At 64.7% G+C, this 26,077-nt stretch carries 26 protein-coding genes; 16 read left to right on the top strand and 10 right to left on the bottom strand.

The window, feature by feature from the left end; translation table 11 throughout:
* Positions 1-96 precede the first annotated feature (96 nt).
* From J7548_RS06035 to J7548_RS05995, 9 genes are all read left to right on the top strand, one after another.
* Positions 97-519, top strand: a complete 423-nt coding sequence (locus J7548_RS06035) for a MerR family DNA-binding transcriptional regulator (protein WP_290971770.1) — start codon at positions 97-99, stop codon at positions 517-519.
* Positions 520-612: 93 nt separating this feature from the next.
* Positions 613-1,797, top strand: a complete 1,185-nt coding sequence (locus tag J7548_RS06030) for an isovaleryl-CoA dehydrogenase (protein WP_290971768.1) — start codon at positions 613-615, stop codon at positions 1,795-1,797.
* 24 nt (positions 1,798-1,821) lie between these two features.
* On the top strand, positions 1,822-2,424 hold the full coding sequence (locus J7548_RS06025) for a 2-hydroxychromene-2-carboxylate isomerase (protein WP_290971765.1): 603 nt from the start codon (positions 1,822-1,824) through the stop codon (positions 2,422-2,424).
* Entirely contained in the window at positions 2,424-2,849 is a 426-nt protein-coding gene (locus J7548_RS06020) for a YchJ family metal-binding protein (RefSeq protein ID WP_290971762.1), read from the top strand. Before J7548_RS06025 ends, J7548_RS06020 begins: the two co-directional genes overlap by 1 nt.
* A gap of 23 nt (positions 2,850-2,872) precedes the next feature.
* A complete protein-coding gene (locus tag J7548_RS06015; RefSeq protein WP_290971759.1) occupies positions 2,873-4,507 on the top strand; it encodes a carboxyl transferase domain-containing protein in 1,635 nt (544 codons plus the stop codon).
* 22 nt (positions 4,508-4,529) lie between these two features.
* Complete coding sequence (locus J7548_RS06010; protein ID WP_290971756.1) at positions 4,530-6,545, top strand: acetyl/propionyl/methylcrotonyl-CoA carboxylase subunit alpha; 2,016 nt, start codon at positions 4,530-4,532, stop codon at positions 6,543-6,545.
* Positions 6,546-6,552: 7 nt separating this feature from the next.
* Entirely contained in the window at positions 6,553-7,482 is a 930-nt protein-coding gene (locus J7548_RS06005) for an MBL fold metallo-hydrolase (RefSeq protein WP_290971753.1), read from the top strand.
* A gap of 72 nt (positions 7,483-7,554) precedes the next feature.
* Entirely contained in the window at positions 7,555-8,070 is a 516-nt protein-coding gene (locus tag J7548_RS06000) for a YbaK/EbsC family protein (RefSeq protein ID WP_290971750.1), read from the top strand.
* Positions 8,071-8,110: 40 nt separating this feature from the next.
* On the top strand, positions 8,111-9,019 hold the full coding sequence (locus J7548_RS05995; protein WP_290971747.1) for a hydroxymethylglutaryl-CoA lyase: 909 nt from the start codon (positions 8,111-8,113) through the stop codon (positions 9,017-9,019).
* A 167-nt stretch (positions 9,020-9,186) separates the two neighbouring features.
* On the opposite strand, the gene J7548_RS05990 is transcribed toward J7548_RS05995, so the two are convergent.
* Positions 9,187-9,339 (bottom strand): hypothetical protein, encoded by a 153-nt coding sequence (locus J7548_RS05990; RefSeq protein ID WP_290971744.1) that lies wholly within the window; start codon positions 9,337-9,339, stop codon positions 9,187-9,189.
* Positions 9,340-9,613: 274 nt separating this feature from the next.
* Here J7548_RS05990 and J7548_RS05985 point away from each other — a divergent pair, with 274 nt between their 5' ends.
* Positions 9,614-10,585 carry a nitronate monooxygenase family protein gene (locus J7548_RS05985; protein WP_290971741.1) on the top strand — a complete coding sequence of 324 codons (972 nt, stop codon included), beginning with the start codon at positions 9,614-9,616 and terminating at the stop codon, positions 10,583-10,585.
* Positions 10,586-10,858: 273 nt separating this feature from the next.
* Positions 10,859-11,065 carry a hypothetical protein gene (locus J7548_RS05980; protein WP_290971738.1) on the top strand — a complete coding sequence of 69 codons (207 nt, stop codon included), beginning with the start codon at positions 10,859-10,861 and terminating at the stop codon, positions 11,063-11,065.
* Between the two features lie 89 nt (positions 11,066-11,154).
* Here J7548_RS05980 and J7548_RS05975 read toward each other — a convergent pair whose 3' ends face one another.
* Positions 11,155-11,850: an alpha/beta hydrolase gene (locus tag J7548_RS05975; RefSeq protein ID WP_290971735.1), complete on the bottom strand. Its 696-nt coding sequence runs from the start codon at positions 11,848-11,850 to the stop codon at positions 11,155-11,157.
* Between the two features lie 35 nt (positions 11,851-11,885).
* A complete protein-coding gene (locus J7548_RS05970) occupies positions 11,886-13,043 on the bottom strand; it encodes an MFS transporter (protein ID WP_290971732.1) in 1,158 nt (385 codons plus the stop codon).
* A 114-nt stretch (positions 13,044-13,157) separates the two neighbouring features.
* Between J7548_RS05970 and J7548_RS05965 the strand changes: the two genes are divergently transcribed.
* Positions 13,158-13,775 carry an HD-GYP domain-containing protein gene (locus J7548_RS05965; RefSeq protein ID WP_290971729.1) on the top strand — a complete coding sequence of 206 codons (618 nt, stop codon included), beginning with the start codon at positions 13,158-13,160 and terminating at the stop codon, positions 13,773-13,775.
* A gap of 70 nt (positions 13,776-13,845) precedes the next feature.
* Positions 13,846-15,057, top strand: coding sequence for a YbfB/YjiJ family MFS transporter (locus J7548_RS05960; protein WP_290971727.1), 1,212 nt, complete (start codon positions 13,846-13,848; stop codon positions 15,055-15,057).
* Between the two features lie 56 nt (positions 15,058-15,113).
* Here J7548_RS05960 and J7548_RS05955 read toward each other — a convergent pair whose 3' ends face one another.
* Positions 15,114-16,451 (bottom strand): MFS transporter, encoded by a 1,338-nt coding sequence (locus J7548_RS05955; RefSeq protein ID WP_290971725.1) that lies wholly within the window; start codon positions 16,449-16,451, stop codon positions 15,114-15,116.
* A gap of 121 nt (positions 16,452-16,572) precedes the next feature.
* Between J7548_RS05955 and J7548_RS05950 the strand changes: the two genes are divergently transcribed.
* Together J7548_RS05950 and J7548_RS05945 are read left to right on the top strand one after the other, a co-directional pair.
* Positions 16,573-17,580: an asparaginase gene (locus J7548_RS05950; RefSeq protein ID WP_290971723.1), complete on the top strand. Its 1,008-nt coding sequence runs from the start codon at positions 16,573-16,575 to the stop codon at positions 17,578-17,580.
* Positions 17,581-17,598: 18 nt separating this feature from the next.
* Entirely contained in the window at positions 17,599-18,303 is a 705-nt protein-coding gene (locus J7548_RS05945; protein ID WP_290971720.1) for a GntR family transcriptional regulator, read from the top strand.
* A 64-nt stretch (positions 18,304-18,367) separates the two neighbouring features.
* On the opposite strand, the gene hisC is transcribed toward J7548_RS05945, so the two are convergent.
* The 3 genes from hisC to J7548_RS05930 all read right to left on the bottom strand — a co-directional run bounded on the left by hisC (position 18,368) and on the right by J7548_RS05930 (position 20,963).
* Entirely contained in the window at positions 18,368-19,444 is a 1,077-nt protein-coding gene (hisC, locus tag J7548_RS05940) for a histidinol-phosphate transaminase (RefSeq protein WP_290971717.1), read from the bottom strand.
* A gap of 94 nt (positions 19,445-19,538) precedes the next feature.
* Positions 19,539-20,207: a hypothetical protein gene (locus J7548_RS05935; RefSeq protein WP_290971715.1), complete on the bottom strand. Its 669-nt coding sequence runs from the start codon at positions 20,205-20,207 to the stop codon at positions 19,539-19,541.
* An 81-nt stretch (positions 20,208-20,288) separates the two neighbouring features.
* Positions 20,289-20,963, bottom strand: coding sequence for a Crp/Fnr family transcriptional regulator (locus tag J7548_RS05930; protein ID WP_290971714.1), 675 nt, complete (start codon positions 20,961-20,963; stop codon positions 20,289-20,291).
* Between the two features lie 174 nt (positions 20,964-21,137).
* Between J7548_RS05930 and J7548_RS05925 the strand changes: the two genes are divergently transcribed.
* On the top strand, positions 21,138-22,772 hold the full coding sequence (locus tag J7548_RS05925; RefSeq protein WP_290971712.1) for an acyl-CoA synthetase: 1,635 nt from the start codon (positions 21,138-21,140) through the stop codon (positions 22,770-22,772).
* Positions 22,773-22,780: 8 nt separating this feature from the next.
* Here J7548_RS05925 and J7548_RS05920 read toward each other — a convergent pair whose 3' ends face one another.
* The 3 genes from J7548_RS05920 to J7548_RS05910 all read right to left on the bottom strand — a co-directional run bounded on the left by J7548_RS05920 (position 22,781) and on the right by J7548_RS05910 (position 25,777).
* Positions 22,781-23,377, bottom strand: coding sequence for a molybdopterin-dependent oxidoreductase (locus J7548_RS05920; protein ID WP_290971710.1), 597 nt, complete (start codon positions 23,375-23,377; stop codon positions 22,781-22,783).
* A 41-nt stretch (positions 23,378-23,418) separates the two neighbouring features.
* Positions 23,419-24,651, bottom strand: a complete 1,233-nt coding sequence (locus tag J7548_RS05915) for a branched-chain amino acid ABC transporter substrate-binding protein (RefSeq protein WP_290971707.1) — start codon at positions 24,649-24,651, stop codon at positions 23,419-23,421.
* 211 nt (positions 24,652-24,862) lie between these two features.
* Positions 24,863-25,777 carry a bile acid:sodium symporter family protein gene (locus J7548_RS05910; protein ID WP_290971706.1) on the bottom strand — a complete coding sequence of 305 codons (915 nt, stop codon included), beginning with the start codon at positions 25,775-25,777 and terminating at the stop codon, positions 24,863-24,865.
* Positions 25,778-26,077 lie beyond the last annotated feature (300 nt).

The following is a 26,077-nucleotide window of genomic DNA, read 5'->3' as shown; positions in this document are numbered from 1 at the left end:
ATACTTTACGTTAACGTAAAGTGCCAGTTCCGGGCCAATTCCAGGATTTTTCCCGGCCAGCTTAACCAATATTCCCGTTCGACGCAGACGCCCATCATGCCCACCTACACCATCAGCGAACTGGCGGAAGAATTCGGGATCACCCCGAGGGCGATCCGTTTCTATGAAGACCACGGCTTGCTCAATCCCAAGCGCGAAGGCGCGGGCGGCCGCAACCGCGTCTATCCGGCGCGCGAGCGCACGCGGCTGAAGCTGACCCTGCGGGGCAAGCGCCTGGGCTTCACGCTCTCGGAGATCAAGGACCTGATCGACATGTACGAATCGCCCAAGGACACCGAGCCGCAATTGCAGCGCTTCCTGGGCGTGCTGCAGCAGCACCGCGACAAGCTGGAACGCCAGCGCGAAGACCTGGAACTGACGCTGGCCGAGATCGACGCACATGAAGAGGAATGCCGCGCGTTGCTGAATGGCGAAGGCAAAAAAAACGGCGCGCCGAAATCCCGTCGCAAGACGGCATGAGCGTACTGAAAACACAGCAGCATTGACGTTAACGTAAATCAAGCCGGCAACGCCGGCATCGACAAAACAATTACCGATAACGAGGAGACAAGCATGATCGACCTGCCAGGACTGAGCTTCCACCACGGCGAAGACATCGACGCGTTGCGCGCGGCCGTGGCCAACTTCGCCGCCGCCGAGATCGCCCCGCGCGCCGCCGAGATCGACCGCAGCGACCAGTTCCCGATGGACCTGTGGAAGAAGCTGGGCGACCTGGGCGTGCTGGGCATCACCGCCAGCGAGGAATACGGCGGCGCCGACATGGGCTACCTGGCGCACATCGTGGCGATGGAAGAAATCTCGCGCGCCTCGGCCTCGGTCGGCCTGTCCTACGGCGCCCACTCCAACCTGTGCGTGAACCAGATCAAGCGCAACGGCAACGAGGCGCAGAAACAGAAATACCTGCCCAAGCTGATCTCCGGCGACTACATCGGCGCGCTGGCGATGTCCGAACCCAACGCTGGTTCCGACGTGGTCAGTATGAAGCTGCGCGCCGACAAGAAGGGCGACCGCTACGTGCTCAACGGCAGCAAGATGTGGATCACCAATGGGCCGGACGCCGACGTGCTGGTGGTGTACGCCAAGACCGACCTGGAAGCCGGCGCGCGCGGCATGACCGCCTTCCTGGTGGAAAAGGGCTTCAAGGGATTCTCGGTGGCGCAGAAGCTGGACAAGCTGGGCATGCGCGGCTCGCACACCGGCGAGCTGGTGTTCCAGGATTGCGAGGTGCCGGAAGAGAACGTGCTGGGTGGCATCGGCCGCGGCGTCAACGTGCTGATGTCGGGCCTGGATTTCGAGCGTACCGTGCTCTCCGGCGGCCCGCTGGGCATCATGCAGGCCTGCATGGACGCGGTGGTGCCCTATGTGCACGACCGCAAGCAGTTCGGCCAGGCCATCGGCGAATTCCAGCTGATGCAGGGCAAGCTGGCCGACATGTATTCCACCATGATGGCCTGCAAGGCCTACGTCTACGCGGTGGGCCAGGCTTGCGACCGAGCTACATCGCCGGAGCAGGTGCGCGCGCTGCGCAAGGACGCCGCCGGCGCCATCCTGTACTCGGCCGAGAAAGCCACCTGGATGGCCGGCGAAGCGATCCAGGCGCTGGGCGGCAACGGCTACATCAACGAATACCCGGTGGGCCGCCTGTGGCGCGACGCCAAGCTGTATGAAATCGGCGCCGGCACCAGCGAGATCCGCCGCATGCTGATCGGGCGCGAATTGTTCGCCGATACCCTGTAACCTTTACTTTTCGATAGTGAAACCATGAGCAATCCCATCGACTTCTACTTCGACTTCAGTTCGCCCTACGGCTATTTCGGCGCCGTCGAGATCGGCAAGCTGGCCGCGAAATACGGCCGCCAGGTGAACTGGCATCCTATCCTGCTGGGGCCGATCTTCAAGAACATCGGCACCAACTCATTGGTCACCATCCCGCTCAAGGGTGAATACTCGCGCCATGACATGGGGCGCACCGCGCGCTTCCACAACATCTTCTTCAAGGAACCCGGCAACTTCCCCATCGGCACCCAGGTCGCCGCGCGCGCCGCGCTGTGGGTGCAGGAGCGCCAGCCCGAGAAGGCGGTCGATTTCATCCAGACCATCTACAGCGCCTACTTCACCGAAGATATCGACATCAGCGTGCCGGCCAATGTGCTGCGCATCGCCGGCGACCTCGGCATCGACCATGCCGCGCTGGAAGAAGCGCTGGGCGGGCAGGAGATCAAGGACAAGCTGCGTCTGGCCACCGAAGAGGCCATGCAGAAAGGCGTGTTCGGCTCGCCGTTCGTGATCGTCGACGGCGAAGCGTTCTGGGGCTTCGACCGCTTCACGCAACTGGAAGCCTTCTTGAAGAACGGAAAAATCTGATGGCCGGCAAGAACGACAAAGCCGCAGGCGGCCCCTGCCCCTGCGGCAAGGGCGCCTTCGCCGCCTGCTGCGGTCGCTTCATCTCGGGCGCAGAGATACCCTCCACCGCCGAGCTGCTGATGCGTTCGCGCTACAGCGCTTATGCGCTGCGCGATGAAGCCTACCTGCGCGCGACCTGGTTCCCAGACACCTTGCCGGAAGAAGAACTGACCGGCGAAACCGACGTCAAGTGGATCGGCCTGGACATCAAGAAACAAACCCATGTCGCCGGCGCCGACGAAGCCACGGTGGAATTCGTGGCGCGCTTCAAGGTCGGCGGGAAAGCGCACCGCATGCACGAGATCAGCAACTTCGTGCGCCGGCCGGATGCGCAGGGCACGCCGCGCTGGTACTACGTGGACGGCACCTTCCCGGGCGACGCATAAAAGAAACCGAAGAGAGAGACGACATGCCGCAGATCGAAAGCAAGCTCAACCCGCGCAGCGAGGATTTCCAGCATAACCGCGACGCCATGCAACGCATCGTCGACGACCTGAAGCAGAAGGTCGCGGCGATCGCCGAAGGCGGCGGCCAGGCCGCGCGCGACAAACACCTGGCGCGCGGCAAGCTGCTGCCGCGCGACCGGGTGCAGATGTTGCTCGATCCCGGCACGCCCTTCCTCGAATTCTCGCAACTGGCGGCCTACGGCATGTACCGCGAGAAAGACCGCGACGGCAACCTGAAAGACGCCGCGCCCTCGGCCGGCATCATCACAGGCATCGGCCGCGTGGCCGGCCAGGAATGCCTGATCGTGTGCAACGACGCCACGGTCAAGGGCGGCACCTACTACCCGATGACTGCCAAGAAGCACCTGCGCGCGCAGGAGATCGCCGAGTTCAACCACCTGCCCTGCATCTACCTGGTCGACAGCGGCGGCGCCAACCTGCCCAACCAGGACGAGGTCTTCCCGGACCGCGACCACTTCGGCCGCATCTTCTTCAACCAGGCCAACCTGTCGGCCAAGGGCATCCCGCAGATCGCGGTGGTGATGGGTTCCTGCACGGCGGGCGGCGCCTATGTGCCGGCCATGAGCGACGAATCCATCATCGTCAAGGAACAGGCCACCATCTTCCTGGCCGGGCCGCCGCTGGTGAAAGCGGCTACCGGCGAAGTGGTCACGGCCGAAGAGCTGGGCGGCGGCGACGTGCACACGCGCCTGTCCGGCGTGGTCGACCACCTGGCGCAGGACGACCTGCACGCGCTGTCAATCGCGCGCAACATCGTCGGCAACCTCAACCGCAAGAAGCCGCAGCAACTGGCGCTGCGCGACAGCGTCGAGCCGAAGTATCCTGCGCATGAACTGTACGGCGTGATCCCCACCGACACCCGCAAGCCCTTCGACGTGCGCGAAGTGATCGCGCGCATCGTCGACGGCAGCGAGTTCGACGAATTCAAGGCGCGCTACGGCACCACGCTGGTGTGCGGCTTCGCCCATTTGCACGGCATGCCGGTCGGCATCATCGCCAACAACGGCATCCTGTTTTCGGAGTCGGCCGAGAAGGGCACGCACTTCATCGAACTGTGCTGCCAGCGCAAGATCCCGCTGATCTTTCTGCAGAACATCACCGGCTTCATGGTCGGCAAGAAATACGAGAACGAAGGCATCGCGCGCCATGGCGCCAAGATGGTGACGGCGGTCTCGACCGCCGCCGTACCCAAGCTGACGGTGATCATCGGCGGCAGCTTCGGCGCCGGCAATTACGGCATGTGCGGCCGCGCCTTCTCGCCGCGCTTTTTGTGGATGTGGCCCAATGCGCGCATCTCGGTGATGGGCGGCGAACAGGCCGCCAGCGTACTGGCCACCGTCAAGCGCGACGGCATCGAAGCGCGCGGCGGCAGCTGGAGCGCGGAAGAGGAAGCCGCGTTCAAGGAACCGATCCGCGCCCAATACGAGACGCAGGGCCACCCCTACTACGCCTCGGCGCGGCTGTGGGACGACGGCGTGATCGATCCGGCCGATACCCGCACGGTGCTGGCGCTGGGCCTGTCGGCGGCCTTGAACGCCCCCATCGAAGATACCAAATTCGGCGTGTTCCGCATCTGAACCACGCCACGGAGGAGACCCCATGCTGAACAAGATCCTGATCGCCAACCGCGGCGAAATCGCCTGCCGCGTGGCGGCTACCGCACGCCGCCTGGGCATCGCCACGGTGGCGGTGTATTCGGACGCCGACGCCCAGGCCAAACACGTGCAGGCCTGCGACGAAAGCGTGCGCCTGGGCCCGGCGCCGGCCAAGGAAAGCTACCTGTGCGGCGACAAGATCATCGCCGCCGCGCTGGCCACCGGCGCGCAGGCGATCCATCCCGGCTACGGCTTCCTGTCGGAAAACGCCGGCTTCGCGCAGGCCTGCGCCGATGCCGGCCTGGTCTTCATCGGCCCGCCGGCCTCGGCCATCGATGCGATGGGTTCCAAGTCGGCCGCCAAGGCGCTGATGGAAAAAGCCGCGGTGCCGCTGGTGCCGGGCTATCATGGCGAACGCCAGGAGAGCGATTTCCTGCGCGCCGAAGCCGACCGCATCGGCTATCCGGTGCTGTTGAAGGCCAGCGCCGGCGGCGGCGGCAAGGGCATGCGCGTGGTCGAGCGTTCGGAAGACTTCGAAGCCGCGCTGGCGTCCTGCAAGCGCGAGGCGATCTCCAGCTTCGGCGACGACCGCGTGCTGGTCGAGAAATACCTGACGCGGCCGCGCCATATCGAGATCCAGGTGTTCGCCGACACGCACGGCAACTGCGTCTATCTGTTCGAGCGCGACTGCTCAGTGCAGCGGCGCCACCAGAAGGTGCTGGAAGAAGCGCCGGCGCCCGGCATGACGCCGGAGCGCCGCGCCGCGATGGGTGAAGCCGCGGTCGCCGCCGCGCGCGCGGTCGGCTACGTCGGCGCCGGCACGGTGGAATTCATCGCCAACCAGGACGGCAGCTTCTACTTCATGGAAATGAATACGCGGCTGCAGGTCGAACATCCGGTCACTGAAATGATCACAGGCCAGGATCTGGTCGAGTGGCAATTGCGCGTGGCGTCCGGCGAAGCGCTGCCGTTGAAGCAGGAACAGTTGCGCATCGACGGTCATGCAATCGAGGCGCGCATCTATGCTGAAAATCCCGAGAAAGGATTCCTGCCTTCAATCGGCACTCTGGCGCGCATGCGCACGGCAAGCGCCGTCGAGTTCCGCCTGCATGAAACGGGAGCGACCCAGCCCGCCGCCGTGCGCATCGACTCCGGCGTGCGCGAAGGCGACGCCATCTCGCCCTTCTACGATCCGATGATCGCCAAGCTGATCGTCTGGGGCGCCGACCGCGAGGTCGCGTTGCGCAACATGTCGCGCGCGCTGGCGCAATACCAGGTGGTCGGGCTGGCGACCAATATCGGCTTCCTGCAGCGCCTGGTTTCCGGCGCCGCCTTCGCGCAGGCCGACCTCGATACCGGCCTGATCGAACGCCACCACGACACGCTGTTCCCGGCGCCTGTGCCGGCAACGACCGACACGCTGGCGCTGGCCTCGGCGGCGCTGTTGCAGGAAGAAGCGCAAGCGGCCCGCGCGACCGATCCTTGGGCATCCGCGAACGGCTGGCGGCTCAACGACAAGCTCCTGCGCACGCTGGAATTCACCGGCCAGTCCGGCCCGGTTCAGGTGCAGCTTGAATATGCCGGCGACGGCAGCGGATGGCGCCTGTTCGTCAATGGCAAGGCCCATGACGTACGCGTCGCTTCCATCGACGGCAGCACCCTGCGCCTGTCGCTGGACGGCCGCATGCTGCAGGCCGACGTGGTGCGCGAAGGTGAACTGCTGCATGTGTTCGACGGCCGCGCACAGTGCAGCCTGCTGTACGCCGATCCGATGGCGCATGCGGGACACAGCGAAGCCGAAGGCGGCCGCCTGACCGCGCCGATGCCGGGCAAGATCGTGGCGATACTGGCGGAAAAAGGCGGTCGCGTCGACAAGGGCGCGCCGCTGCTGATCATGGAGGCGATGAAGATGGAACACACCATTGCCGCTCCGGCCGACGGCACCGTCGAAGACATGCTGTACGCGGTCGGCGACCAGGTGGCCGAAGGCGCGCAACTGCTCGAGTTCAAAGCGGCGTGATCCGGCGATGAATGCACCGGCCTTGCGCGTGCCGCCGTCGATTCATGTGCTTGAACGCGGCTGGCTGTCGTCCAACAATGTGCTGCTGTTCGGACGCGATGAGGTGGCGCTGATCGACAGCGGCTATATCGCGCACGCCGAACAGACGCTGACACTGGTGCGCCACGTGCTGCAGCAGCGCGGCCGCGGCAAGCTCGACCTGCTACTCAACACCCACCTGCATTCCGACCATTGCGGCGGCAACGCTGCGTTGCAAGCCGCCTATGACTGCCGCACCGCGATACCGGCGGCGGAAGCGCAGAAGGTCGAGGCCTGGGATGAGGCCGCGCTGAGCTACCGCGCCACCGGCCAGCGTTGCGCGCGCTTCGGTTTCAGCGGCGTGCTGCGCGACGGCGATGTGCTGCGCCTGGGCGACCTCGACTGGCAGGCGCTGGCCGCGCCCGGCCACGATCCGCATTCGCTGGTTTTCTACTGCGCGCAGGAAGGCATCCTGATCTCGGCCGATGCCTTGTGGCGCAACGGCTTCGGCATCATCTTCCCCGAGCTGGACGGCGAATCCGGTTTTGCCGAAGCGCGCGCCACGCTGGAACTGATCCGTACACTGGATGTGAAGCTGGTGATTCCCGGGCACGGCGCGCCTTTTTCGGAAGTCGATGACGCGTTGGAGAAGGCATTCTCCCGCCTCGATTACCTGGAAGCCGATCCCCTGCGCAATGCCCAGAACGGCATCAAGGTGCTGGTGAAGTTCCTGTTGCTGGACCGGCAGCGCATCGCGCTGGCCGACCTGCCGGCGATGATGCGCGAGGTCCCCTTGCTGCGCATCGCCAACGAACGCTTCATGCAGATGAGCGACGATGCGCTGGCGCACTGGGTTGCCGCGCAACTGGAACGCGCGGGCGCGGCGCGCAGCGACGGGATGTTTTTGCTGGATGCCTGAACCGGTGGCCGCCAAAACGGACATGCGCGCCGCTGCTATCATGTCGGATCAGTTTTCATTCCCTGCCACGCCATGACCCAGACCGCCGATAACACCGCCCTGCCCTCTTCCGCCCAACGCGTCTCCGACCTGCTGGCCCAGCTCGGCCATGACAAGCCGGTAGTGATGCTGCCGGCAACCGGCCGCACCTCGGCCGAGGCCGCCGCCGGCCTGGGCTGCAGCGTGTCGGAAATCGCCAAGTCGATCATCTTCCGCCGCGTGACCGACGATGCGCCGGTGCTGGTGATCGCCAGCGGCAGCAACCGCGTCGACGAAACCAAGGTGACCGCGCTGGTGGGCGCCCTCGGCAAGGCCGATGCCAAGTTCGTGCGCGACAGCACCGGCTATGCGATCGGCGGCGTATGCCCGGTCGGCCATGTGGTCAAGCCGGTGATGCTGATCGACCGCGACCTGTTCCTATACCCCAGCGTCTGGGCCGCGGCCGGCCATCCGCACGCGGTGTTCAATCTGACCGCCGCCCAGTTGGAAAAGATGACCGGCGGCATGGTCGCCGACGTCAAGCTGGACCCCGTACACGACGCCGCCTGATGCCACCGCATCGCCGGCCATACAAGAGGAGACACGCAACATGAGCCTGCCCAAGAAAGTCAAAATCGTCGAAGTCGGCCCGCGCGACGGCCTGCAGAACGAGAAGGAAACCATCTCCGCCGAGGTGAAGATCGAGCTGGTGAACCGGCTTACCGCGGCCGGCTTCCCCAACGTCGAGGCGGCCTCCTTCGTCTCGCCCAAGTGGGTGCCGCAGATGGCCACCTCGGGCGAAGTGATGCGCGGCATCACGCGCAAGCTCGGCGTGGTGTATTCGGCGCTGGTGCCCAACATGAAGGGCTTCGAGGCGGCGCTGGAAGCCGGCGTGGATGAGGTGGTGATCTTCGGCGCGGCGTCCGAGGCGTTCTCGCAGAAGAACATCAACTGCTCGATCGCCGAATCGATCGAACGCTTCCGCGAAGTCGCCGCCGCCGCCAAGCAGCACCGCAAGCGCCTGCGCGCGGCCGTCAGTTGCGCCTTCGGCTGCCCCTACCAGGGCGAGGTGCCGCTGGATGCGGTGGCCGACGTGGTACGCCGCTTCCGCGAACTGGGCTGCGACGAGATCGACATCGCCGACACCATCGGCGTGGCCACGCCCGACAAGGTGCGTCCGGTGATGGAAACGGCGATCCGCGAATTCCATATCGAAGGCCTGTCCGGCCATTTCCACGACACCTACGGCCAAGCGCTGGCCAATATCTACGCCAGCCTGCAGGCCGGCATCACGATCTACCATTCCTCGGTGGCGGGCCTGGGCGGCTGCCCTTACGCCAAGGGCGCGACCGGCAACGTGGCCTCGGAAGACGTGCTGTACATGATGCGGGGACTGGGCATCGAAACCGGCGTCGATCTCGATGCGGTGGTCGATGCCGGCCAGTTCATTTCGCAGCACCTGGGCCGCAAATCGGTCAGCCGCGCCGGCAACGCGATCGCGGCCAAGCGCAGCGCCTAGCGTCTGATACGCAATGGATGCATCAAACAAAAACGCCGGGATATCCCGGCGTTTTTTATTGGCGCAGTGCTCCGGCACGGCATGCTTACCGCTGCCGTTTCAGGGCGCGCGCCGCCACGGCCAGCCGCAAGGGCAAGCCGCGCTGCATCGGCCAAAACCGAAAACGATCACTGGCGGTATCGGCGCAAGCCGCGCACATAACGCTTGTCGGCGGTGGCGACCGCTTTCTTCAGGAAACGGTGGTGCAGCACCGCGCACAGAACCAATCCGGCGCCCAATCCGGCAACGATGGCGATATTGATGAACTTGAAGGTTTCCATGATTTCCCCACAACAGGTCTTGCAATTGCCACTACGGCTTCGAACAGCAACCGCCCCCGGCGCGGCTTGAAGCATAGCTGCCCCTATGGTTCGCATTACGGCAGGTACGAAAAAAACATAACACCAAGCCGACCGGTCTTGAAAATTATTTAGCAATTTCCAGGTGAAAATCCCGTTCCTGCAACAAAAAGCACGATCGTAATATTTTTCACCTATAATCGCCGGATCAGATCAGGATCAGCACCTTTCCATAACGACAACCCGAGAGACAGCCATGCCCCAGCCCGCCTACCCGAAAGCCTTGCAAGATCTGCGCCTGCCCATCATCTGCTCGCCCATGTTCATCGCCAGCGGCCCGGCCCTGGTGGCGGCCCAGTGCAAGGCTGGGCTGGTCGGCGCCTTCCCCGCCCTGAACGCGCGCCCGGCCGAGCAGCTGGATGTGTGGCTGACCCAGTTGCAGGCCGAACTGGCCGAATGGCAACAGCAGCATCCGGAACGCAAGGTCGGCCCGATCGCGGTGAACCAGATCGTGCACCAATCCAACGATCGCCTGGCGCAAGACGTGGCGGTGTGCGTGAAGCACCAGGTGCCGATCATCATCTCCAGCCTGCGCGCGCCGCCCAAGGAAATGCTGGATGCGGTGCACAGCTACGGCGGCATCGTGCTGCACGACGTGATTTCGATCCGTCACGCCGAGAAGGCGCTGGAGGCCGGCGTGGACGGCCTGATCCTGGTGGCGGCCGGCGCCGGCGGCCATGCCGGCCCGCTGTCGCCGTTCGCACTGGTGGGCGAAGTACGCAAGATGTTCAAGGGGCCGCTGGTGCTGTCAGGCGCCATCGCCACCGGCGACGCCGTGCTGGGCGCGCAGGCCATGGGCGCCGACTTCGCCTACATCGGCTCGCGCTGGCTGGCGACCAAGGAATCCAACATCGACCAGGCTTACCGCGACGCCATCGTCGAATCGACCGCGGCCGACGTGGTCTACACCAACCTGTTTACCGGCGTGCACGGCAACTACCTGAAGAAGTCCATCCTCAATGCCGGGCTCGATCCGGACAACCTGCCCGAAGCCGACAAGACCAAGATGAACTTCGGCTCCGGCGGCAACAGCAAGGCCAAGGCCTGGCGCGACATCTGGGGCGCCGGCCAGGGCGTGGGCCTGATGCACGACATTCCCTCGGTGGCCGAGATGGTCGACCGCCTCGAGGCCGAATACCGGGCCGCCCGCGCGCGCCTGGCGCTGTAAAACGGCTCCCTCCGCCAACCGGGGCATCCCTCGCGATGGAACGCCCCGGCTGGCGCCGGCTCAAAGGTTAGGCCCCGCCGCCGCTCCCTCCTGCGTACGCCTGCCCATCCTGTCCGAATTCTCCGTCGGACAATCTCTTTATTTTTTATCCAATTTGTAACGCCCGGCACTTCTTCCCCCACTGCCGGTCGTATTTCCTCGCTTCCTCATTTTGCGCACGGCAATCCGCAGCGATGGAAGAAAGCCCAACATTTGATTTGATGCGAGGACAACATGACCAGCTTTCTCAGAACCAGAAAAGATCGTCATCCCAAACACGACAAGCCGCGCCAGCCTCAGGAACAGGCCCCGAACGCCATACGCCAGGACCAAGAAATCCGCCGCGCCAGCAATGACAGCCTCACCGACCCGGAAGAAATGGGCAAGGCAACCGGCCATGCGATAGCCGGCGCATCGGGCAAGGAACCTGGCGAAAGCTGATCAGCTTAGTCCCCTTCCCTGAAAAAACGAAAGGCAGCCGGACATGATCCGGCTGCCTTTCGTTTTCCCGCGTTGCCCCGGCCTTGCTCTTACAACCCCGATTGCGCGATCCAGTCGCCGATCAGGGCGAACAATTCCCGCGGCTTTTCCATCGGCGTCATGTGGCCGCAATCGGCGACGACCTCAAAGCGCGCCTGGGCGATCTGCCGCGCCATCTCTTCCGACTCTTCCACCGTGCGCAGCTTGTCCTGGTCGCTGGCGACGATCAGCACCGGGCAATCAAGCAGCCGGAGCTGTTCGGCATTGCTGTCGCGCAGCGTCTGCAACTGGCGCAGGAACACATCCTTGCCGTTGGACAACGCCATCGCCTGCAGGCGGTCGAGCAGCGCGCGGTCGGTGCTGCGCGCCGGATGCAGCGACGAAGCCAGCGCCCGCGACGTCAGTCCCTTGAACGGCGTGCGCTCGGCGATCTCCAGTTGCGCCTTGGTGGCCGCCGACTCCTGCGCGGTCTGCGGACGCGACGAGGTGTTGAGCAGCGCCAGGCCCTGCACGCGCTCCGGCGCTTTCAACGCGATCGCCTGGGCCACGAAGCCGCCCATCGAAAAACCGAACAGCACGAACTTTTCCGGCGCCTGGCGCAGCACGGCGTCGGCCATGGCCTTGATGCCGGTGTCCTGGCCGAGGTCGCCGAAAGTGAGCGCCCCCAGCGTGGCAAGATCGCCGTGCATGTCGTCCCACAGGTGCTGGTTGAGCATGAAGCCCGGCAACAGGACCAGATTGCGCATGATGTTTTCCTTATCTTTCTTTTCCATAACAGGCTCTACTCCAACCACTGTGCGCGGCTACTGCAGACGGCAATCGACAGGCACAGCACGCCGATGAACGCCAGCGCGGCAGGCAGGCCCCAGCCATGCGCCAGGAAACCGACCGCCGGCGGGCCGATCAGGCTGCCGCTGTAGCCCAGCGTAGCCACCGCCGCCAGCGCGGTCGAGCCATGCCGGCCGGCGGCGCTGAAGACGAACGGGAACACCGCCGCCACACCGGCGCCGGCGATGGCGAATCCGAGGATGGCCGGCGCCATGCTCTCGGCCAGCACCGCGATGCCCATGCCGAACGCGGCGGCCAGTGTGCCGGCGGCCACCACGCGGCGCGCATTGTAGCGTTGCTTCAGGCGGTCGCCCACCATGCGCATGACCAGCATCATGCCGGCAAAGGCCGCGTAGGCCAGCGGCGCGCCGCCGTCGCTGGCGCGGATGTGGTCCTTCATGTAGATCCCGCTCCAGTCGGCGATCGAACCCTCGACGATGGCGCCGCAAAAACCGATCACGCCCAGCACCACCAGGTGGCCGTGCGGAATGGCGAAGATCTTGCGGTGCGGATCGTGCTCGGGGCGGTCGTCCGGCAGCGCGTTGTAGGCCATGCACAAGGGCGCCAGGAACAGCGCCGACACCAGCAGGAAATGCCAGAGCGGCGCGATGCCCAGCCCCGCCACGCCGCTGGCCACGAGCGCGCCGGTGAAGGTGCCCACGCAGAACCAGCCATGCAGCATCGACATGATGGGACGCCCCGCCTCCTGCTCGGCCTGCGCTCCCAGCGCGTTGATGGCCACGTCGAAGCAACTGGAGGCGGCGCCGTAGAACACGCTGGCCAGCATCAGCGCCCACAGGCCGGGCGCCAGCGCCAGCAACGGCAATGAGAGCAGCAGCGCCAGCCCCGCATACAACGTGCTGTGGCGCGCGCCGTAATGGCCCGTCAGCCAGGCCGCCAGCGGGAACGAACCGACCGCGCCGATGCCGCCGCACAGCAGCACCAGCGACAGCGTGGCGGCGTCGAGCTGCAGGATGTCGCGGATGGCGGGGATGCGCGCGGCCCAACTGGCGTACACCATGCCCAGCAGCAGGAAGAACAGCAAAATGGCGATCTGGTGCTTGCGGGCCGCCGGCAGGCCCGCGCGCGAAATGGAAAGCTTGGTTGTCATTGAAACATCGTGAAGGTAAACTGCTTCGAAATTGCAGCCGCTATTATCCGACATCCGGGGCAACCGCTTCCGCGCAACGCGCGCTGCAATGTCGCAGGAACCCGCAAGGACCGCATGCCAGACTCAGATTCAAACCCACCCCCGAACCCGATCTACCAGGAAATCGTCGATGCGCTGGTCGCCATGCACCGGCTCACCGACGGCTATACCCCGAGCCACGAAGACCGCACCGCCACGCTGTGCGTGAAGATCGCCGAACATCTCGGCCTGCCGCGCGAACGCATCGACGTCTTGCACATGGCCGCGCTGGTACATGACATCGGCAAGGCCAGCATACCGCTGGCGCTGCTCAACAAGCCCGGCCGCATCACCGACGAGGAATACGCGCTGATCAAGACGCATGTGCAAACCGGCTACGACATCCTCAGCAAGATCGGTTTTCCCTTCAACCTGGCCGAAATCGTCTGGTGCCACCACGAGTACCTGGACGGCAGCGGCTATCCGCGCGGCGTCAGGGCCAAGTCGATTCCACTGGAGTCGCGCATCCTGACGGTGTGCGACATCGTCGAATCGATCTCGGCCGAACGCCCTTACCGCAAATCGCTGGGCATGGAAGCGGCGCTCGACGAGATCCGCCGCCTGAGCGGCACGCGCCTTGATCCGCGCGTGGTGGAAGCCTGCCTGCAGGTAGTGGCGAAAGACACTGCCGGGGACCAAAGCGTGGCCGCATAAGCGGCGCCGGCCCCGCTGGGCTACACTTGGCGCACACGATAATGAGACCAGGCTACGGAGAGGCCTACCCATGTCCGCCACCACCGATCCCGCCCCGCACGATTTCATCCTGCGCCATCCTATCCTGACCGCGCTGGCCCTGTCGCTGGGCACCTTCGTCGCCCTCGGCGTGGCGCGCTTTTCCTATGCGCTGCTGCTGGCGCCGATGCGCGCCGACCTCGGCTGGCCGTACATGATCGCCGGCGGCATGAACACCGGCAACGCGCTGGGCTACCTGCTGGGCGCGCTCGTCACGCCGCTGCTGATGCGCCGCTGCCAGGCGCACCGCGTGCTGGTCGGCGGCGCCTTCGGCACCGCCTTGCTGAGCTTCGTCCCCGGCTTCACCACCGACACCGCGGTGCAACTGCTGCTGCGTGTGGCCACCGGCATCACCAGCGCCTTCATCTTCGTCTCCGGCGGCTTGCTGGTAAGCCGCCTGGCCGCGTCGCACGCGCCGCGCGCCGGACTGCTGCTGGGGCTGTATTACGGCGGTACCGGCATCGGCATCGCCGTAGCTGCGCTGTCGGTGCCGGCGGTCATGCAGGCCGCGGTTGAACATGGCGCGGCGCATCCCTGGCAATGGGCCTGGCTGCTGCTGGGCGCGCTGGCGCTGGTGGCCAGCGTATTCATGTCGCTGCCGGTGCGCCATATCCCGGCGCCCGCCGCGCAGGCATCGGCGCGCGGCAGCTTCAAGCCGCGCAGCTTGCTCTTCGGTTTGGTTGGGTATCTGTTTTTCGGACTCGGCTATATCGGCTACATGACCTTCGTCATCGCGCTGCTCAAGGAACAAGGCATGGCGCCGCAGCGCATCACGCTGTTCTTCGCGCTGCTGGGCGTGGCCACCTTCGCCTCGTCGCGCATCTGGGCGCGCATGCTGGACCGCTTCCGTGGTGGTCAGTCGCTGGCCATCCTCAACACGCTGCTGTGCGTGGCCACGCTGATTCCGGCATTCACCAGCGAGACGACGGCGGTGTTCGCATCGGGCATCCTGTTCGGCGCCTGCTTCCTGTCGGCGGTGGCCTCCACCACGGCGATGGTGCGGCATAACTTGCCGCAGGCCGACTGGCCGGCCGGCATCAGCGCCTTCACCATCATCTTCGCGGCGGGACAGATCGTCGGCCCCACCATCGTCGGCTGGATCGCCGACGGCGCGGGGGGATTGCAACGCGGGCTGGTGTTTTCGGCGCTGACGCTGCTGGCGGGCGCGCTGGTCGCGTGGCGGCAGCGGCCGTTGGAGAAATAAGCGCCATCCCGGGATGGCGCTTTGATCCTTTTGTCGTCCGGCGAAAGGGCCGGGGATCAAGTCTTCAACGCAAGCGAGGCATTTGCAGCGCCTACTCCCGGACGTACTTGCAGCATTGCGACGACACCGATCGCCGTGGCCACGGCGGTTGCGATGAACATGGAGGAGTAGCCGTATTTCGCGGAGAGAATCCCGGTCAGGGTGGGGGCCAGTACTGCCGCAATGTTGGCGATGAAGTGCATAAACCCGCTGAAGGTGCCAACCCGACTCGGCGCGGTATCAATCACTACCGTCCAGTAGACAGAATTCGGAAGCGCGTTCAGCGCATTGCCCAGCGTCATCAAGGCAATGACCGCCCAGACGCTGTGCGCCTGGGAAACCGCAAGGAAGCATAAGGTCGTGCAGGTCAACGCTGCTGCCGCGAACCAGCTGCGCGCAATCACAAGCTTGCCTGTTTTCTTGAACAGCCAGTCGGAGAGTCGCCCGCCAAGCAGGACTGTAATGCATGCGCCGGTCCATGGAATCATGCCGACGTACCAAAGCGACGACAGGGTGAAATGGAATTCGTCGGCAAGGTATTTGGGCGTCCACGTCAGCAACATGAAGTTCACGTAGACGAAGGCGAAGTAGCCGATGGTGTTGCAGACCAGTGTTTTGCTCTTGAAGAAGCTCCACCAGGGGACGCCGGCGTCGTTTGTCTTGGTTTGAATGGGGCGGCCTGCCTGGATCAATTCCACTTCGGCGGCATTCACACGGCTGTTTTCCTCCGGCCGGTTCGTGTAGACGCGCGCAAAGATGGCGATCAGGATAAAGCCGGCGCAGCCAAGAACCACGTACATCGTGCGCCAGCTGTCGGTCCAAAGCAGCAGTCCTACGGCGACCGGGGCCGTCAGCAGCGCGCCCAGCGGCGTACTCAACAGCCCGATCGATACCGCAAAACCCCTCTCCGACGGCGAGGCCCAGGCAGACATTGTCTTGTTGATGATCGAATAGGCGGGGCCTTCGGCGAACCCGAACAAGACACGTACTGTCGCGAATCCCGTGAGGGCCGAACCGCCAAATACCGCGATGCCGATATCTCCGGCCCAGATCATCGCGATGGCGAAGATGGACCACGCGATGCCAGCGATGATCCAGACCTTCCTGGCGCCCAGTTTATCCGCCAATGCGCCGCCGCAGAGGGCGCCGCACATGTAGCCGTAGCCGAAGTAGCCCAGGACCGCGCCCCAGCTTGGGCGATCAAAACCGTACTGCGTGGTGATTTGTCCCGCGGCATATGAAATCGCCCCGCGGTCGATGTAGTTCACGATTGCGATCAGCACGATCAACGCAAAAATGGCGTACCGATACCTGCTCGGCTCGATTTGAACCAGGTGCTTGTTTTCTCGCTGCATACTTCCTCCTTATCAACATTTTCGTCACGTAATTACCCGTAATCTTCGTACTCAGGCCAGATTATATATAATATATAATCTGACGCAACCGGTTTAGTTGATTAACAAAAGGACAATGAATATGCCCAACTCTCTCCCGATCGTCGCCGTCGCTTCACTGGGCGGGACCATCAGCATGACCCCATCCAGCGAAGGAGGAATTGTTCCGACTCTGGATGCCGCGCAGCTGGCTCAGTCCGCCCCCGGCATCTCAGGCATCGCCAATCTGAGAGCGGAGTCCTTAAGGCAGCTGCCGAGTGCATCGCTGTCCTTCGATGACTTGATGGCGGTTTTGGCGTGGGCCGAAAAGCAGGTAGAAGATGGCGCGCACGGGATCGTCTTGACCCAGGGAACGGATACCTTGGAAGAGTCGGCCTTTTTCCTGGACTTGTATTGGCGATACCCCCAGCCGCTGGTTCTGACGGGAGCGATGAGAGGCGCCAGCGCAGCGGGCGCCGATGGCCCCGCCAATCTGCTTGCGGCGGTGCAAACGGCCGTGGATGCGCAGAGCGTTGGACGAGGCGTACTGGTGGTGATGAACGACACCGTGCACGAAGCCCGGTGGGTGACCAAGGCGGATTCATTGTCAACGGGAGCGTTCTCCTCGGGAGACGGCGGCGTCGCCGCACGCTTGGTGGAGGGGACTCCGGCATATTTCCATCCGCCGGGTTCGCGGCCCGCTCCCATTCCATTTCCCCAAGGTGTCTGGCCCAAAGTCGCGATCATTCCCGCATCGTTGGGGGATGGTGGCGAACTGGCGAGTTTGGCGGCCGACAATGGATACGCTTCGATCATCGTCGCGGCGACCGGGGCCGGACATGTGTCCTACGACTTCGCAGAGCGCATTGCGAATCTGGCGGCACACATTCCCGTGTTTATCACGACGAGAGCGGCGAGCGGTTCGACAGCCTCGAAGACCTATGGATATGTCGGCGCCGAAATGGATCTGATTCGACGGGGAGCGCATATGGGCGGATGGCTGTCCGCAATCAAAGCGCGCCTGTTGGTGGTCGCCTTGATCGCGGCGGGCGTAGAGCCCGGCCGCGTTGGGGAGTCGGTATCGAATTGGTGTAAACTCCGAAGCCACTAATTCGCACACTCTCTCCCCGTGGAACAGGCTTCCCCCATCCCCAAAAAAGTGACGCGGCAGCCGGCGCGGCGGCCGCGTACGGCATACCTGTATGCCATTGAAAGCCTTCGCGCTGAAATTCTCCAAGGGAAATTAAAAGCGGGAGACCGGCTTCGCCAGGACGAGTTGGCGCGCCGGCTGGATGTGTCTACCACGCCGATTCGTGAAGCGCTGCGTTCTTTGGTCTCGGAAGGACTGGTGTTTTTCGACGTCCACCGCGGAGCGGTAGTGCGCGGCCTCACGATTGAAGACGCCCGTGAACTCTATGGGTTGAGAAAATCCCTTGAGACGCTCATGGTCGAGAGAGTGATGGATTCGATGCGTAACGAAGACATTGCCCTGGCAGAAGCGCTGCATGCCGAAATGGCGGAAACCACCGATGTCTCCCGCTGGACCGAACTAAACATAGAATTCCACGCGGCGCTCTGGGCCTCTCAAAGCGATACGCGTCTTGCCCATCTCATCAAGTCCTTGCGCGACGCCTCAGGGCCATATATTGCGCTTTCGATTTATATGAAACCCGAGCATATTGAGCGCAGCAATGCCGAGCATCAAAAGATGCTGGATGAATATAAGGCACGCGATATGGCTGCGGTGAAGCGTCACACAGTGGATCACCTGGACGCAACGCTCAGCATCATCGTGAAGGCAATCGAACAAGTCGAAACAGAAAAGCCCGATTGAGCGGCAATAGCTGCCTCTGAAGGAATAAGCGCCATCCCGGTTTTCACCAGGATGGCCGGACGGCTCAAGAGAGGTGGCGCCGCAACGCCTGCACCAGAGTGCCGCAAGCTTCGTCGGTGCCGATGGTGATGCGCAGGAACTGGCTGATGCGCGCGCTGCCGAAGTGGCGCACGATGATGCCGTCGCCGCGCAGGGCCGCCGCCAGCCTGGCCGCGTCGTGCTGCGGATGGCGCGCGAACACGAAGTTGGCGGCCGAGGGCAGCACGTCGAAACCGAGCTGCTTCAACGATACAACCAGCTTTTCGCGACTGGCGATGACCATGTCGCAAGTCTTCCTGAAATATTCCTCGTCTTCGATGGCAGCGGTGGCGCCGGCAATCGCCGGGCGATCCAGCGGATAGGAATTGAAACTGTTCTTCACCCGCTCCAGCGCATCGATCAGGTCGGCGTGGCCGACGGCGAAACCGACCCGCATGCCGGCCAGCGAGCGCGACTTGGACAGCGTCTGCACCACCAGCAGGTTGGGATAGCGCTGCACCAGCGGAATCGCGCTGGCGCCGCCGAAATCGATATAAGCCTCATCCACCACCACCACCCGCTGCGGGTTGCCCTGCACGATGCGCTCGACCTCCGCCAGCGGCAGCAGGCAGCCGGTCGGCGCGTTCGGGTTGGGGAAGATGATGCCGCCGATGGCATCGCCATGGCCGAGGTAATCGTCGGCGCGGATGCTGAAGTCGTCAGCCAGCGGCACCGCCCGATAGTCGACCTGGTACAGGCCGGAATAGGTCGGGTAGAAACTGTAGGTGATGTCCGGGAACAGGATCGGCTTGCCATGCTGCAGCAGCGCGTGGAAGGCATGCGCCAGCACTTCGTCGGAACCGTTGCCGGCGAACACTTCGCGCACCGTGATGCCGTCGGCGGCGTGGCGGCGGGCGATGGCTTGCTTCAACGGCTCGGCGTCCGGGTTGGGATACAGGCGCAGGCTGTCGGCCACTTCGCGCGCAATCGCCTCGATCGCGCGCGGCGACGGCCCGTACGGGTTCTCATTGGTGTTGAGCTTGACCAGGTTGGCGATCTTGGGCTGCTCGCCCGGCGTGTAGGGCGTCAGGCGACTGACGATGGGACTCCAGAATTTGCTCATGAGGAAATCGGCCCGTGCAGGGCAATAAGGGAATGGAAGAGGAAACGCAGATGGTAGCAAACTTGGCGCGCCGGCGGCGACCGCCGCGGCCGGATCAGAAATAGGGGCGGTAGCGCGGATGGCGCAAGGCGGCGCCGTGGCGTTCGGCGGCCGGTTGCCGCAACGGCGCCGGACTCAGCAGCGCGATGGCGCGCTGCGCGATCTCCGGCGGCAAGCCGATGACATCCTGGCAAGCCTGCGCCATGGCGGCGGCCGAAGCGAACCCCGCGTCGGCGAAACCGCCACCGGAACCGTCGATACGCGCCAGTTGCGCCAGCGCCCTGGCCACGCGCTGCTCGCGCACCAGCGCGCGCAATGATTCGCCTTCGGCGAACAGCAAGGCGCGCAGGCGGGCCGGCGTGACTTGCCACATGTCGGCTACCCGTGCGGCGCGCCAATCGGCGGCCGGTTCGCCGAAGATGGCGGCGGCCAGCTTGCGGGTCCACGGCTTGCTGGCATCAGCGGCGCGTTCCATCTCGGGGCCGGCGTGCGCCTCCAGCGCCAGCGACCATACCGCGGGGCGCGCCTGCCCCGGCGCCAGGCGCGGATGCGCGAAGCAGGAAAAACGCACGAAAGGCGGCACCGTGAAACTCTCCCCTTCGCGCAGCCCGATCGCCACGCCGCCGCTTTTGAGCGTGGCCGCGCCCTTCCACACTTTCACGCGCGCAGGCGCGGCGAAACGCAGTTCGCGCAGCAGCAAGGCATGGTGGGTGACGATGGCCATAGGGTAGTGAACTCGGTATCGGTAATGGATGTTAAGCCAGCGGCAGGCCGCAGACTGTCATCGCGGCGACCATGATACGACTCACAGCGAAGCCATGCCGAACGCGCGCAAGCCGTCGAGGTCGACCACGCGGATGCTCTGGTAGGAAATCTCCACCAGCCCCAGCCCGGCCAGTTTTCGCATGGCCTGGTTGACACGCTGGCGCGACAAGCCGGTCAGCAGGCCGATCTCTTCCTGAGACAGTTCCAGCACCGGCGAGGTGCGCGGATACAGCATCGGATGGAACAACTGGGCGATGGCCTGGGCCACGCGCGCGTCGACGCCGAGCAGGCGCTCGTTCTGCACGGTGGCGATGAACTGCCCCATGCGTTCGTTCAGTTGGCGGATCACGAAGGAGTTGAACGGGAGGCTTTCGGCCATCAGGCGGTGGAAGGTATCGGCCGGCACCAGCATGATGTGCGAGGTGCGCAGCGCGATCACGTCATAGCGACGCGGCTCGCGCTTGATCACGCTGCCCTCGCCGCACCAGCCGCCTTCGGGCACACCCGACAGCGTGCTGCTGCGCCCGTCGACGCTGTAGACGGCGAGCTTGATCAAGCCCTCCTGCACGCCGATCCAATGCCCGGAAGCCTCGCCGCGCCGGGCGATAAACGAGTCCGCGGGAAAGCGCGCCAGCTGGGCGCTCGCCGCCGCCAGCTGGCGATGTTCAGCGGACAGCGCGCAGAACCAGTCGTGCTGCGATAATTGTTGCTCCATGCCTGATGCCGTTGCCTGTCGATATGCCCCGATTGTCGCACGGGCGCCCTGTCGCCCTGATGACAAAGCGCAAACTCCATCAGTGCTACCCTTCCCGCCAGCAGCCGCACATCCATGACAAGAGATGGCCGCAGGCAGACGAACAATGCAAACGCATCATCAGGAGACAGCACCATGGCAGATTTCGACACCGGCCTCGGCCGCAACGCCGCCAACTACGCGGCACTCACCCCCATCGATTTCATCGCGCGCGCCGCCGAGGTGTACGGCAAGCGCCTGGCGATCGTGCATGGCAAGCTGCGCCAGGACTGGGACCAGACCTACCGCCGCACGCGCCGCATGGCCAGCGCCCTGCGGCAGCTCGGCGTGGGCAAGAACGACACGGTGGCAGCGATGCTGCCCAACACCCCGGCCATGGTGGAAGCGCACTTCGGCGTGCCGATGGCGGGCGCGGTATTGAACGCGCTCAACATCCGGCTCGATGCCGAATCGATCGCCTTCATGCTGCGCCATGGCGAAGCGAAGCTTTTGCTGATCGACAGCGAATTCGCCGCGCTGGCGCGCCAGCTCAAGGCGCAGTTGCCGGCGCTGAAGATCGTGGAAGTCCATGACGAACTGGGGCCGGCTGCCGAAGAGCCTTTCGGCGACTACGAATACGAGGCCCTGCTGGCCAAAGGCGATGAAAACTTCGCCTGGCAATTGCCGGCCGACGAATGGGATGCGATCGCGCTGAACTACACTTCGGGCACCACCGGCGATCCCAAGGGCGTGGTCTACCACCATCGCGGCGCGGCCATCAATGCGGTTTCCAACATCCTCGAATGGGACATGCCCAAGCACCCGGTCTACCTGTGGACGCTGCCCATGTTCCACTGCAACGGCTGGTGCTTCCCGTGGACGGTGGCCGCGCGCGCGGGCGTGAACGTGTGCCTGCGCAAGTTCGAGCCGAAGCTGGTGTTCGACCTGATCCGCGAGCACGGCATCAGCCACTACTGCGCCGCGCCCATCGTGCATGCCGCGCTGGCCAACGCCCCCGAGCAATGGCGCGACGGCATCCGCGGCCCGGTGCGCGGCATGGTGGCGGGCGCGCCGCCGCCGGCCGCGGTGCTGGCAAAGATGGAAGCGATGCGGTTCGACCTGGCGCACGTGTACGGCCTGACCGAAGTCTACGGTCCGGCGGCGGTATGCGCGGAACAGGACGAGTGGAGCGAAAAGACGGTGGATGAACGCGCGGTGCTGAAGTCGCGCCAGGGCGTGCGCTACCACCTGCAGTCGGGCGTGACCGTGCTCTCGCCCGACACCATGCAGCCGGTGCGGGCCGACGGCGAGGAAATCGGCGAGATCATGTTCCGCGGCAACATCTGCATGAAGGGCTACCTGAAGAACGACCGCGCCACGCAGGAAGCCTTCGCCGGCGGCTGGTTCCATACCGGCGACCTCGGTGTGCTCAACGCCGACGGCTACATCAAGATCAAGGACCGCAGCAAGGACATCATCATCTCCGGCGGCGAGAACATTTCCAGCGTCGAGGTGGAGGATGTGCTGTACCGCCATCCGGCGGTGCTGGCCGCGGCGGTGGTGGCGCAGCCGGACGAGAAGTGGGGCGAGACGCCGTGCGCCTTCGTCGAGCTGAAAGAGGGCGCGCAGGTAGATGCGCAAACCCTGATCGATTTCTGCAAGGGCCACCTGGCCGGCTTCAAGGCGCCCAAGGCGATCTACTTCGGCCCGCTGCCCAAGACCTCCACCGGCAAGATCCAGAAGTTCGAATTGCGCAAGCGCATGAAGTCGGGCAGCGCCATCGACGTCTGAACAGGCACCTAGGCTTTCTTGCGCACGGCGATGTGATAGATGCCCCAGGGGCACAGGCCGAAGCGCTCCGTCACCGGGCGCGCGGCCATCTCGGGGAAGCGATCGGCCTCGTACACCGCCCACAGCGGCCCCAACCCGCCCAGCGGCATCGGCTTGCCGTCCAGATGGGTGGCGACGATGAAGCGGTACTTCAGCGCATCCTCGCGCGACACCATCACCGCATAGCCGTCGATGGCGCGCAGGACATAGCCCTGCGCATCCGGATCGGCGCCGGCCGCGCGCATCACATCGGCCAGCAGCGGACCGCGCAGCGCATGGCGCTGGCCGTCGTATTCCAGCGTGGGCCGGATGGCGACCGCGGGCAGCGCCGCCAGCTCGGCGAAGTCGAAGGTGCGGGCCTTGTCGAACTCCAGCTTCTGCTTGTGCATCATCTGGTCCAACGCCGGATCGATGGGGCCGCGGTTGGGCGCGGCGATCTCGCCGGTGACCGTCAGCAACACCGGGCCGGACGGCGCCGGCTTGCCGCTTGCGGCCATCGACGGCGCGGCGGCCGATGCAGCCAGTGCCGACGCGGCGGCGGTGCGCAGGAAATCCCTTTTCTTCATGCTCTTCCTCTCCATGGCGTGGTCCGGAACCTGTCCAAGGTTCAGGGGCCGGCTTGCCCGGCGCTAGCATTGTAGGACTTTCCGGGGCCGCTATTGGCGACCGCCGGATGGTAGCCTTCGTATGTCTTCAACGCCGTCCAGCGCTGTTCCTGCCCCTCGTAGACCGTGAAGACCGGGAAACGCAACTCGCCATCCGGCTCGAACGCCACCACGCCCATGAGCCCCTTGAAGACGATCTTGCGCAGCGTCCCGATCAGCGTGCGCGGATTGGTGCTGTTGGCCTGGCGCATGGCCGCCACCAGCACCTGCGCCGCGTCGTAGGCGAATGGCGTCGTGCCGTAGATGTCGAGGCCGAAGCGCTGCTGGTACTCTTCCTCGAAACGCCGCCAGCCCGGCCGCTCCTGGGGCGGCAGGCCGGATTCGATCGCCACCACGCCGTTGGATGCCAGGCGCGCGGCGATCAGGTAAGTGGCGCCGGCCGCGCCGTTGGATGCCAGCAGCAATCGCAAGCCGCCGCCTTCCTGCTGGATGGTCTGGGCCAACAGCACCGCCTGGGCGCTGTAACCGCCGAAGAACAGCGCCTCGGCCCCCTGCTGTTTCATGCTGCGCACCATCTGCCGCAGGTCGCTGGTATAGCCGATGCTCTCGCGCGCCACCACCTTCACGCCCATCCGGCGCGCCTGCTCGACAACGCCGCCCGCCAGGCCGATGCCGAACACGGAGCCGTTATCCGCCACCCCGATGCGGCGGATGTTCATGTTATGCGCCATGTATTCGATCAGGTTGGCGGCCGCCTCGTCATCCCGTCCGACCAGGCGAAAAAAACCGCCGTTGCCCTGCTCGCTCAAGGACGCCGCGCTCGCCGCCGGCGTCAGCATCGGCACGCCGGCATCGGAATAAATCCTGGCGACGGCTTGCGCGGTAGTGGAACTGGTCGTGCCGATCACCGCCACCACGCCGGCCCGCAGCAATTGCCTGGCGACCGCCGCCGCGGTCTCGGGATCGTTGCGGTCGTCCTGGCGCAGCAAGCGGAAAAAGACGCGCTGGCCGCCGATCCTGGGCTGCTGGCGGTTGATTTCCCCCAGCGCCATTTCAGCGGCGTTGGCCATGCTCTTGCCGAAGGTCTCCGAGGCGCCGCTCAAGGCCCCGGAAAAGCCGATCAGCACCGTCCTGCCCCGCCCGTCGTCCTGCGCCGCGGCCAGGCCCGGCAACGACAGCAGGCAGGCCAATGCAACCAATGCGGCACGCTTGATGAAAAGAAAAACACAGGACATGCACATCTCCCAAACCCCGCCGGCTGCATCGCCAGGCATTGGCAATGGCAGGCGGCCGATCAGAAAAAGCAAGAAAGGTAGCTGCTGAGTAACAGCAAGAATACGCCCTGCGGGAAGATGTTGGAAATTTCGAACTGGATCGAAAAAAGATTTCTCCCAAGGAAACAAAAACGGAGCCGAAGCTCCGTTTTTGCAAGGGATGGCAAATGCCTCAATCGCGCGGAGGGCGTCCGCGCCAGTAGCCTGCCAGCAGCGACCCCGACAGGTTGTGCCAGACCGAGAACAAGGCCCCCGGCAACGCCGCCACCGGCGTGAAGTACAGCTTGCCCAGCGCCGCCGCCAGGCCCGAGTTCTGCATGCCGACCTCGATGGCCAGCGTGCGGCAGATGGCTTCGTCGAAGCCCAGCAGGCGGCCGCCCCAGTAACCGCCCAGCAAACCCAGGCCGTTATGCAGGATCACGCCCACCAGCACCACCAGCCCGACCGAAGCGATGCTGGCCTGGCTGCCCGCCACCACGGCGGCGATGATCAGCAGGATCGCCACCATCGACACCAGCGAGAGATAGGGTTCGATGCGGCGGATGAAGCCGCCGGCGAAGATGTTGGCCACCAGGCCGACCACGATGGGCACCACCACGATCTGCACGATGGACATCAGCATCGCATGCGCATCGAAGTGGATCGACGCATCCACATACAGCTCGGTCAGCATCGGCGTGGCGAACACCGACACCAGCGCCGACAGCGTGGAAATGGTCACCGACAGCGCGACATCGCCGCGCGAGAGATAGATCATCACGTTGGACGCGGTACCGGACGCGACGCTGCCTACCAGCACCATGCCGGCGGTAAGGTCGGGCGGCATGCGCAGCGCCTTGGCGATGACCCAGGCCGCCAGCGGCATGACCAGGTAATGCAGGACGATGCCCGCGGCCACCGGAGCCGGGCGCCTGACGATACGCTTGAAGTCGTCGACCGTCAGCGTCACGCCCATGGTCAGCATGATCAGCGTCAGCAACTGGGTGACGTATTTGCCGATCGGGGTGAAGGTCGGCGGAGTGAAATAAGCTGCCGCGGAAAGCAGCAGCGCCCACACTGGGAACAGGCGGGTAATGGTTGCAAGCATGGTTGAATCCGGATGAGTGAATACTGCCCCGGCCCTGCGGACACGGGAGGCGCGTTTGGGTTTAGTTTTAAGAATGATCGCGGGTTGCGCGGACAACGGGCAGGGGGCTCATACACGCCTGATGTGGCGGCGGCCCCTTCTCGTCATGCGCCTTGTGGGCGCGAGGGCGAAATTCTACCTTTGTAGAGGAAATCTTGCCGGCGCCGGCCATACCATCGGATGCAGCGCTGACATCATGCGTCGCTATGGCTATTCAGATTAGGGAGCGTGCGATGAACGACACTGGGTCCTGACTTTCGT

The organism is Herbaspirillum sp., assembly GCF_017744395.1.
Lineage (GTDB): Bacteria > Pseudomonadota > Gammaproteobacteria > Burkholderiales > Burkholderiaceae_D > Herbaspirillum.
This window is presented reverse-complemented; position numbering and strand designations above follow the sequence as displayed.

Bases quoted from the DNA above. Each gene is read 5' to 3' on its own strand.
- J7548_RS06035 (WP_290971770.1), top strand. From the start codon at position 97: ATGCCCACCTACACCATCAGCGAACTGGCGGAAGAATTCGGGATCACC.
- J7548_RS06030 (WP_290971768.1), top strand. From the start codon at position 613: ATGATCGACCTGCCAGGACTGAGCTTCCACCACGGCGAAGACATCGAC.
- J7548_RS06025 (WP_290971765.1), top strand. From the start codon at position 1,822: ATGAGCAATCCCATCGACTTCTACTTCGACTTCAGTTCGCCCTACGGC.
- J7548_RS06020 (WP_290971762.1), top strand. From the start codon at position 2,424: ATGGCCGGCAAGAACGACAAAGCCGCAGGCGGCCCCTGCCCCTGCGGC.
- J7548_RS06015 (WP_290971759.1), top strand. From the start codon at position 2,873: ATGCCGCAGATCGAAAGCAAGCTCAACCCGCGCAGCGAGGATTTCCAG.
- J7548_RS06010 (WP_290971756.1), top strand. From the start codon at position 4,530: ATGCTGAACAAGATCCTGATCGCCAACCGCGGCGAAATCGCCTGCCGC.
- J7548_RS06005 (WP_290971753.1), top strand. From the start codon at position 6,553: ATGAATGCACCGGCCTTGCGCGTGCCGCCGTCGATTCATGTGCTTGAA.
- J7548_RS06000 (WP_290971750.1), top strand. From the start codon at position 7,555: ATGACCCAGACCGCCGATAACACCGCCCTGCCCTCTTCCGCCCAACGC.
- J7548_RS05995 (WP_290971747.1), top strand. From the start codon at position 8,111: ATGAGCCTGCCCAAGAAAGTCAAAATCGTCGAAGTCGGCCCGCGCGAC.
- J7548_RS05990 (WP_290971744.1), bottom strand. From the start codon at position 9,339: ATGGAAACCTTCAAGTTCATCAATATCGCCATCGTTGCCGGATTGGGC.
- J7548_RS05985 (WP_290971741.1), top strand. From the start codon at position 9,614: ATGCCCCAGCCCGCCTACCCGAAAGCCTTGCAAGATCTGCGCCTGCCC.
- J7548_RS05980 (WP_290971738.1), top strand. From the start codon at position 10,859: ATGACCAGCTTTCTCAGAACCAGAAAAGATCGTCATCCCAAACACGAC.
- J7548_RS05975 (WP_290971735.1), bottom strand. From the start codon at position 11,850: ATGCGCAATCTGGTCCTGTTGCCGGGCTTCATGCTCAACCAGCACCTG.
- J7548_RS05970 (WP_290971732.1), bottom strand. From the start codon at position 13,043: ATGACAACCAAGCTTTCCATTTCGCGCGCGGGCCTGCCGGCGGCCCGC.
- J7548_RS05965 (WP_290971729.1), top strand. From the start codon at position 13,158: ATGCCAGACTCAGATTCAAACCCACCCCCGAACCCGATCTACCAGGAA.
- J7548_RS05960 (WP_290971727.1), top strand. From the start codon at position 13,846: ATGTCCGCCACCACCGATCCCGCCCCGCACGATTTCATCCTGCGCCAT.
- J7548_RS05955 (WP_290971725.1), bottom strand. From the start codon at position 16,451: ATGCAGCGAGAAAACAAGCACCTGGTTCAAATCGAGCCGAGCAGGTAT.
- J7548_RS05950 (WP_290971723.1), top strand. From the start codon at position 16,573: ATGCCCAACTCTCTCCCGATCGTCGCCGTCGCTTCACTGGGCGGGACC.
- hisC (WP_290971717.1), bottom strand. From the start codon at position 19,444: ATGAGCAAATTCTGGAGTCCCATCGTCAGTCGCCTGACGCCCTACACG.
- J7548_RS05935 (WP_290971715.1), bottom strand. From the start codon at position 20,207: ATGGCCATCGTCACCCACCATGCCTTGCTGCTGCGCGAACTGCGTTTC.
- J7548_RS05930 (WP_290971714.1), bottom strand. From the start codon at position 20,963: ATGGAGCAACAATTATCGCAGCACGACTGGTTCTGCGCGCTGTCCGCT.
- J7548_RS05925 (WP_290971712.1), top strand. From the start codon at position 21,138: ATGGCAGATTTCGACACCGGCCTCGGCCGCAACGCCGCCAACTACGCG.
- J7548_RS05920 (WP_290971710.1), bottom strand. From the start codon at position 23,377: ATGAAGAAAAGGGATTTCCTGCGCACCGCCGCCGCGTCGGCACTGGCT.
- J7548_RS05915 (WP_290971707.1), bottom strand. From the start codon at position 24,651: ATGTCCTGTGTTTTTCTTTTCATCAAGCGTGCCGCATTGGTTGCATTG.
- J7548_RS05910 (WP_290971706.1), bottom strand. From the start codon at position 25,777: ATGCTTGCAACCATTACCCGCCTGTTCCCAGTGTGGGCGCTGCTGCTT.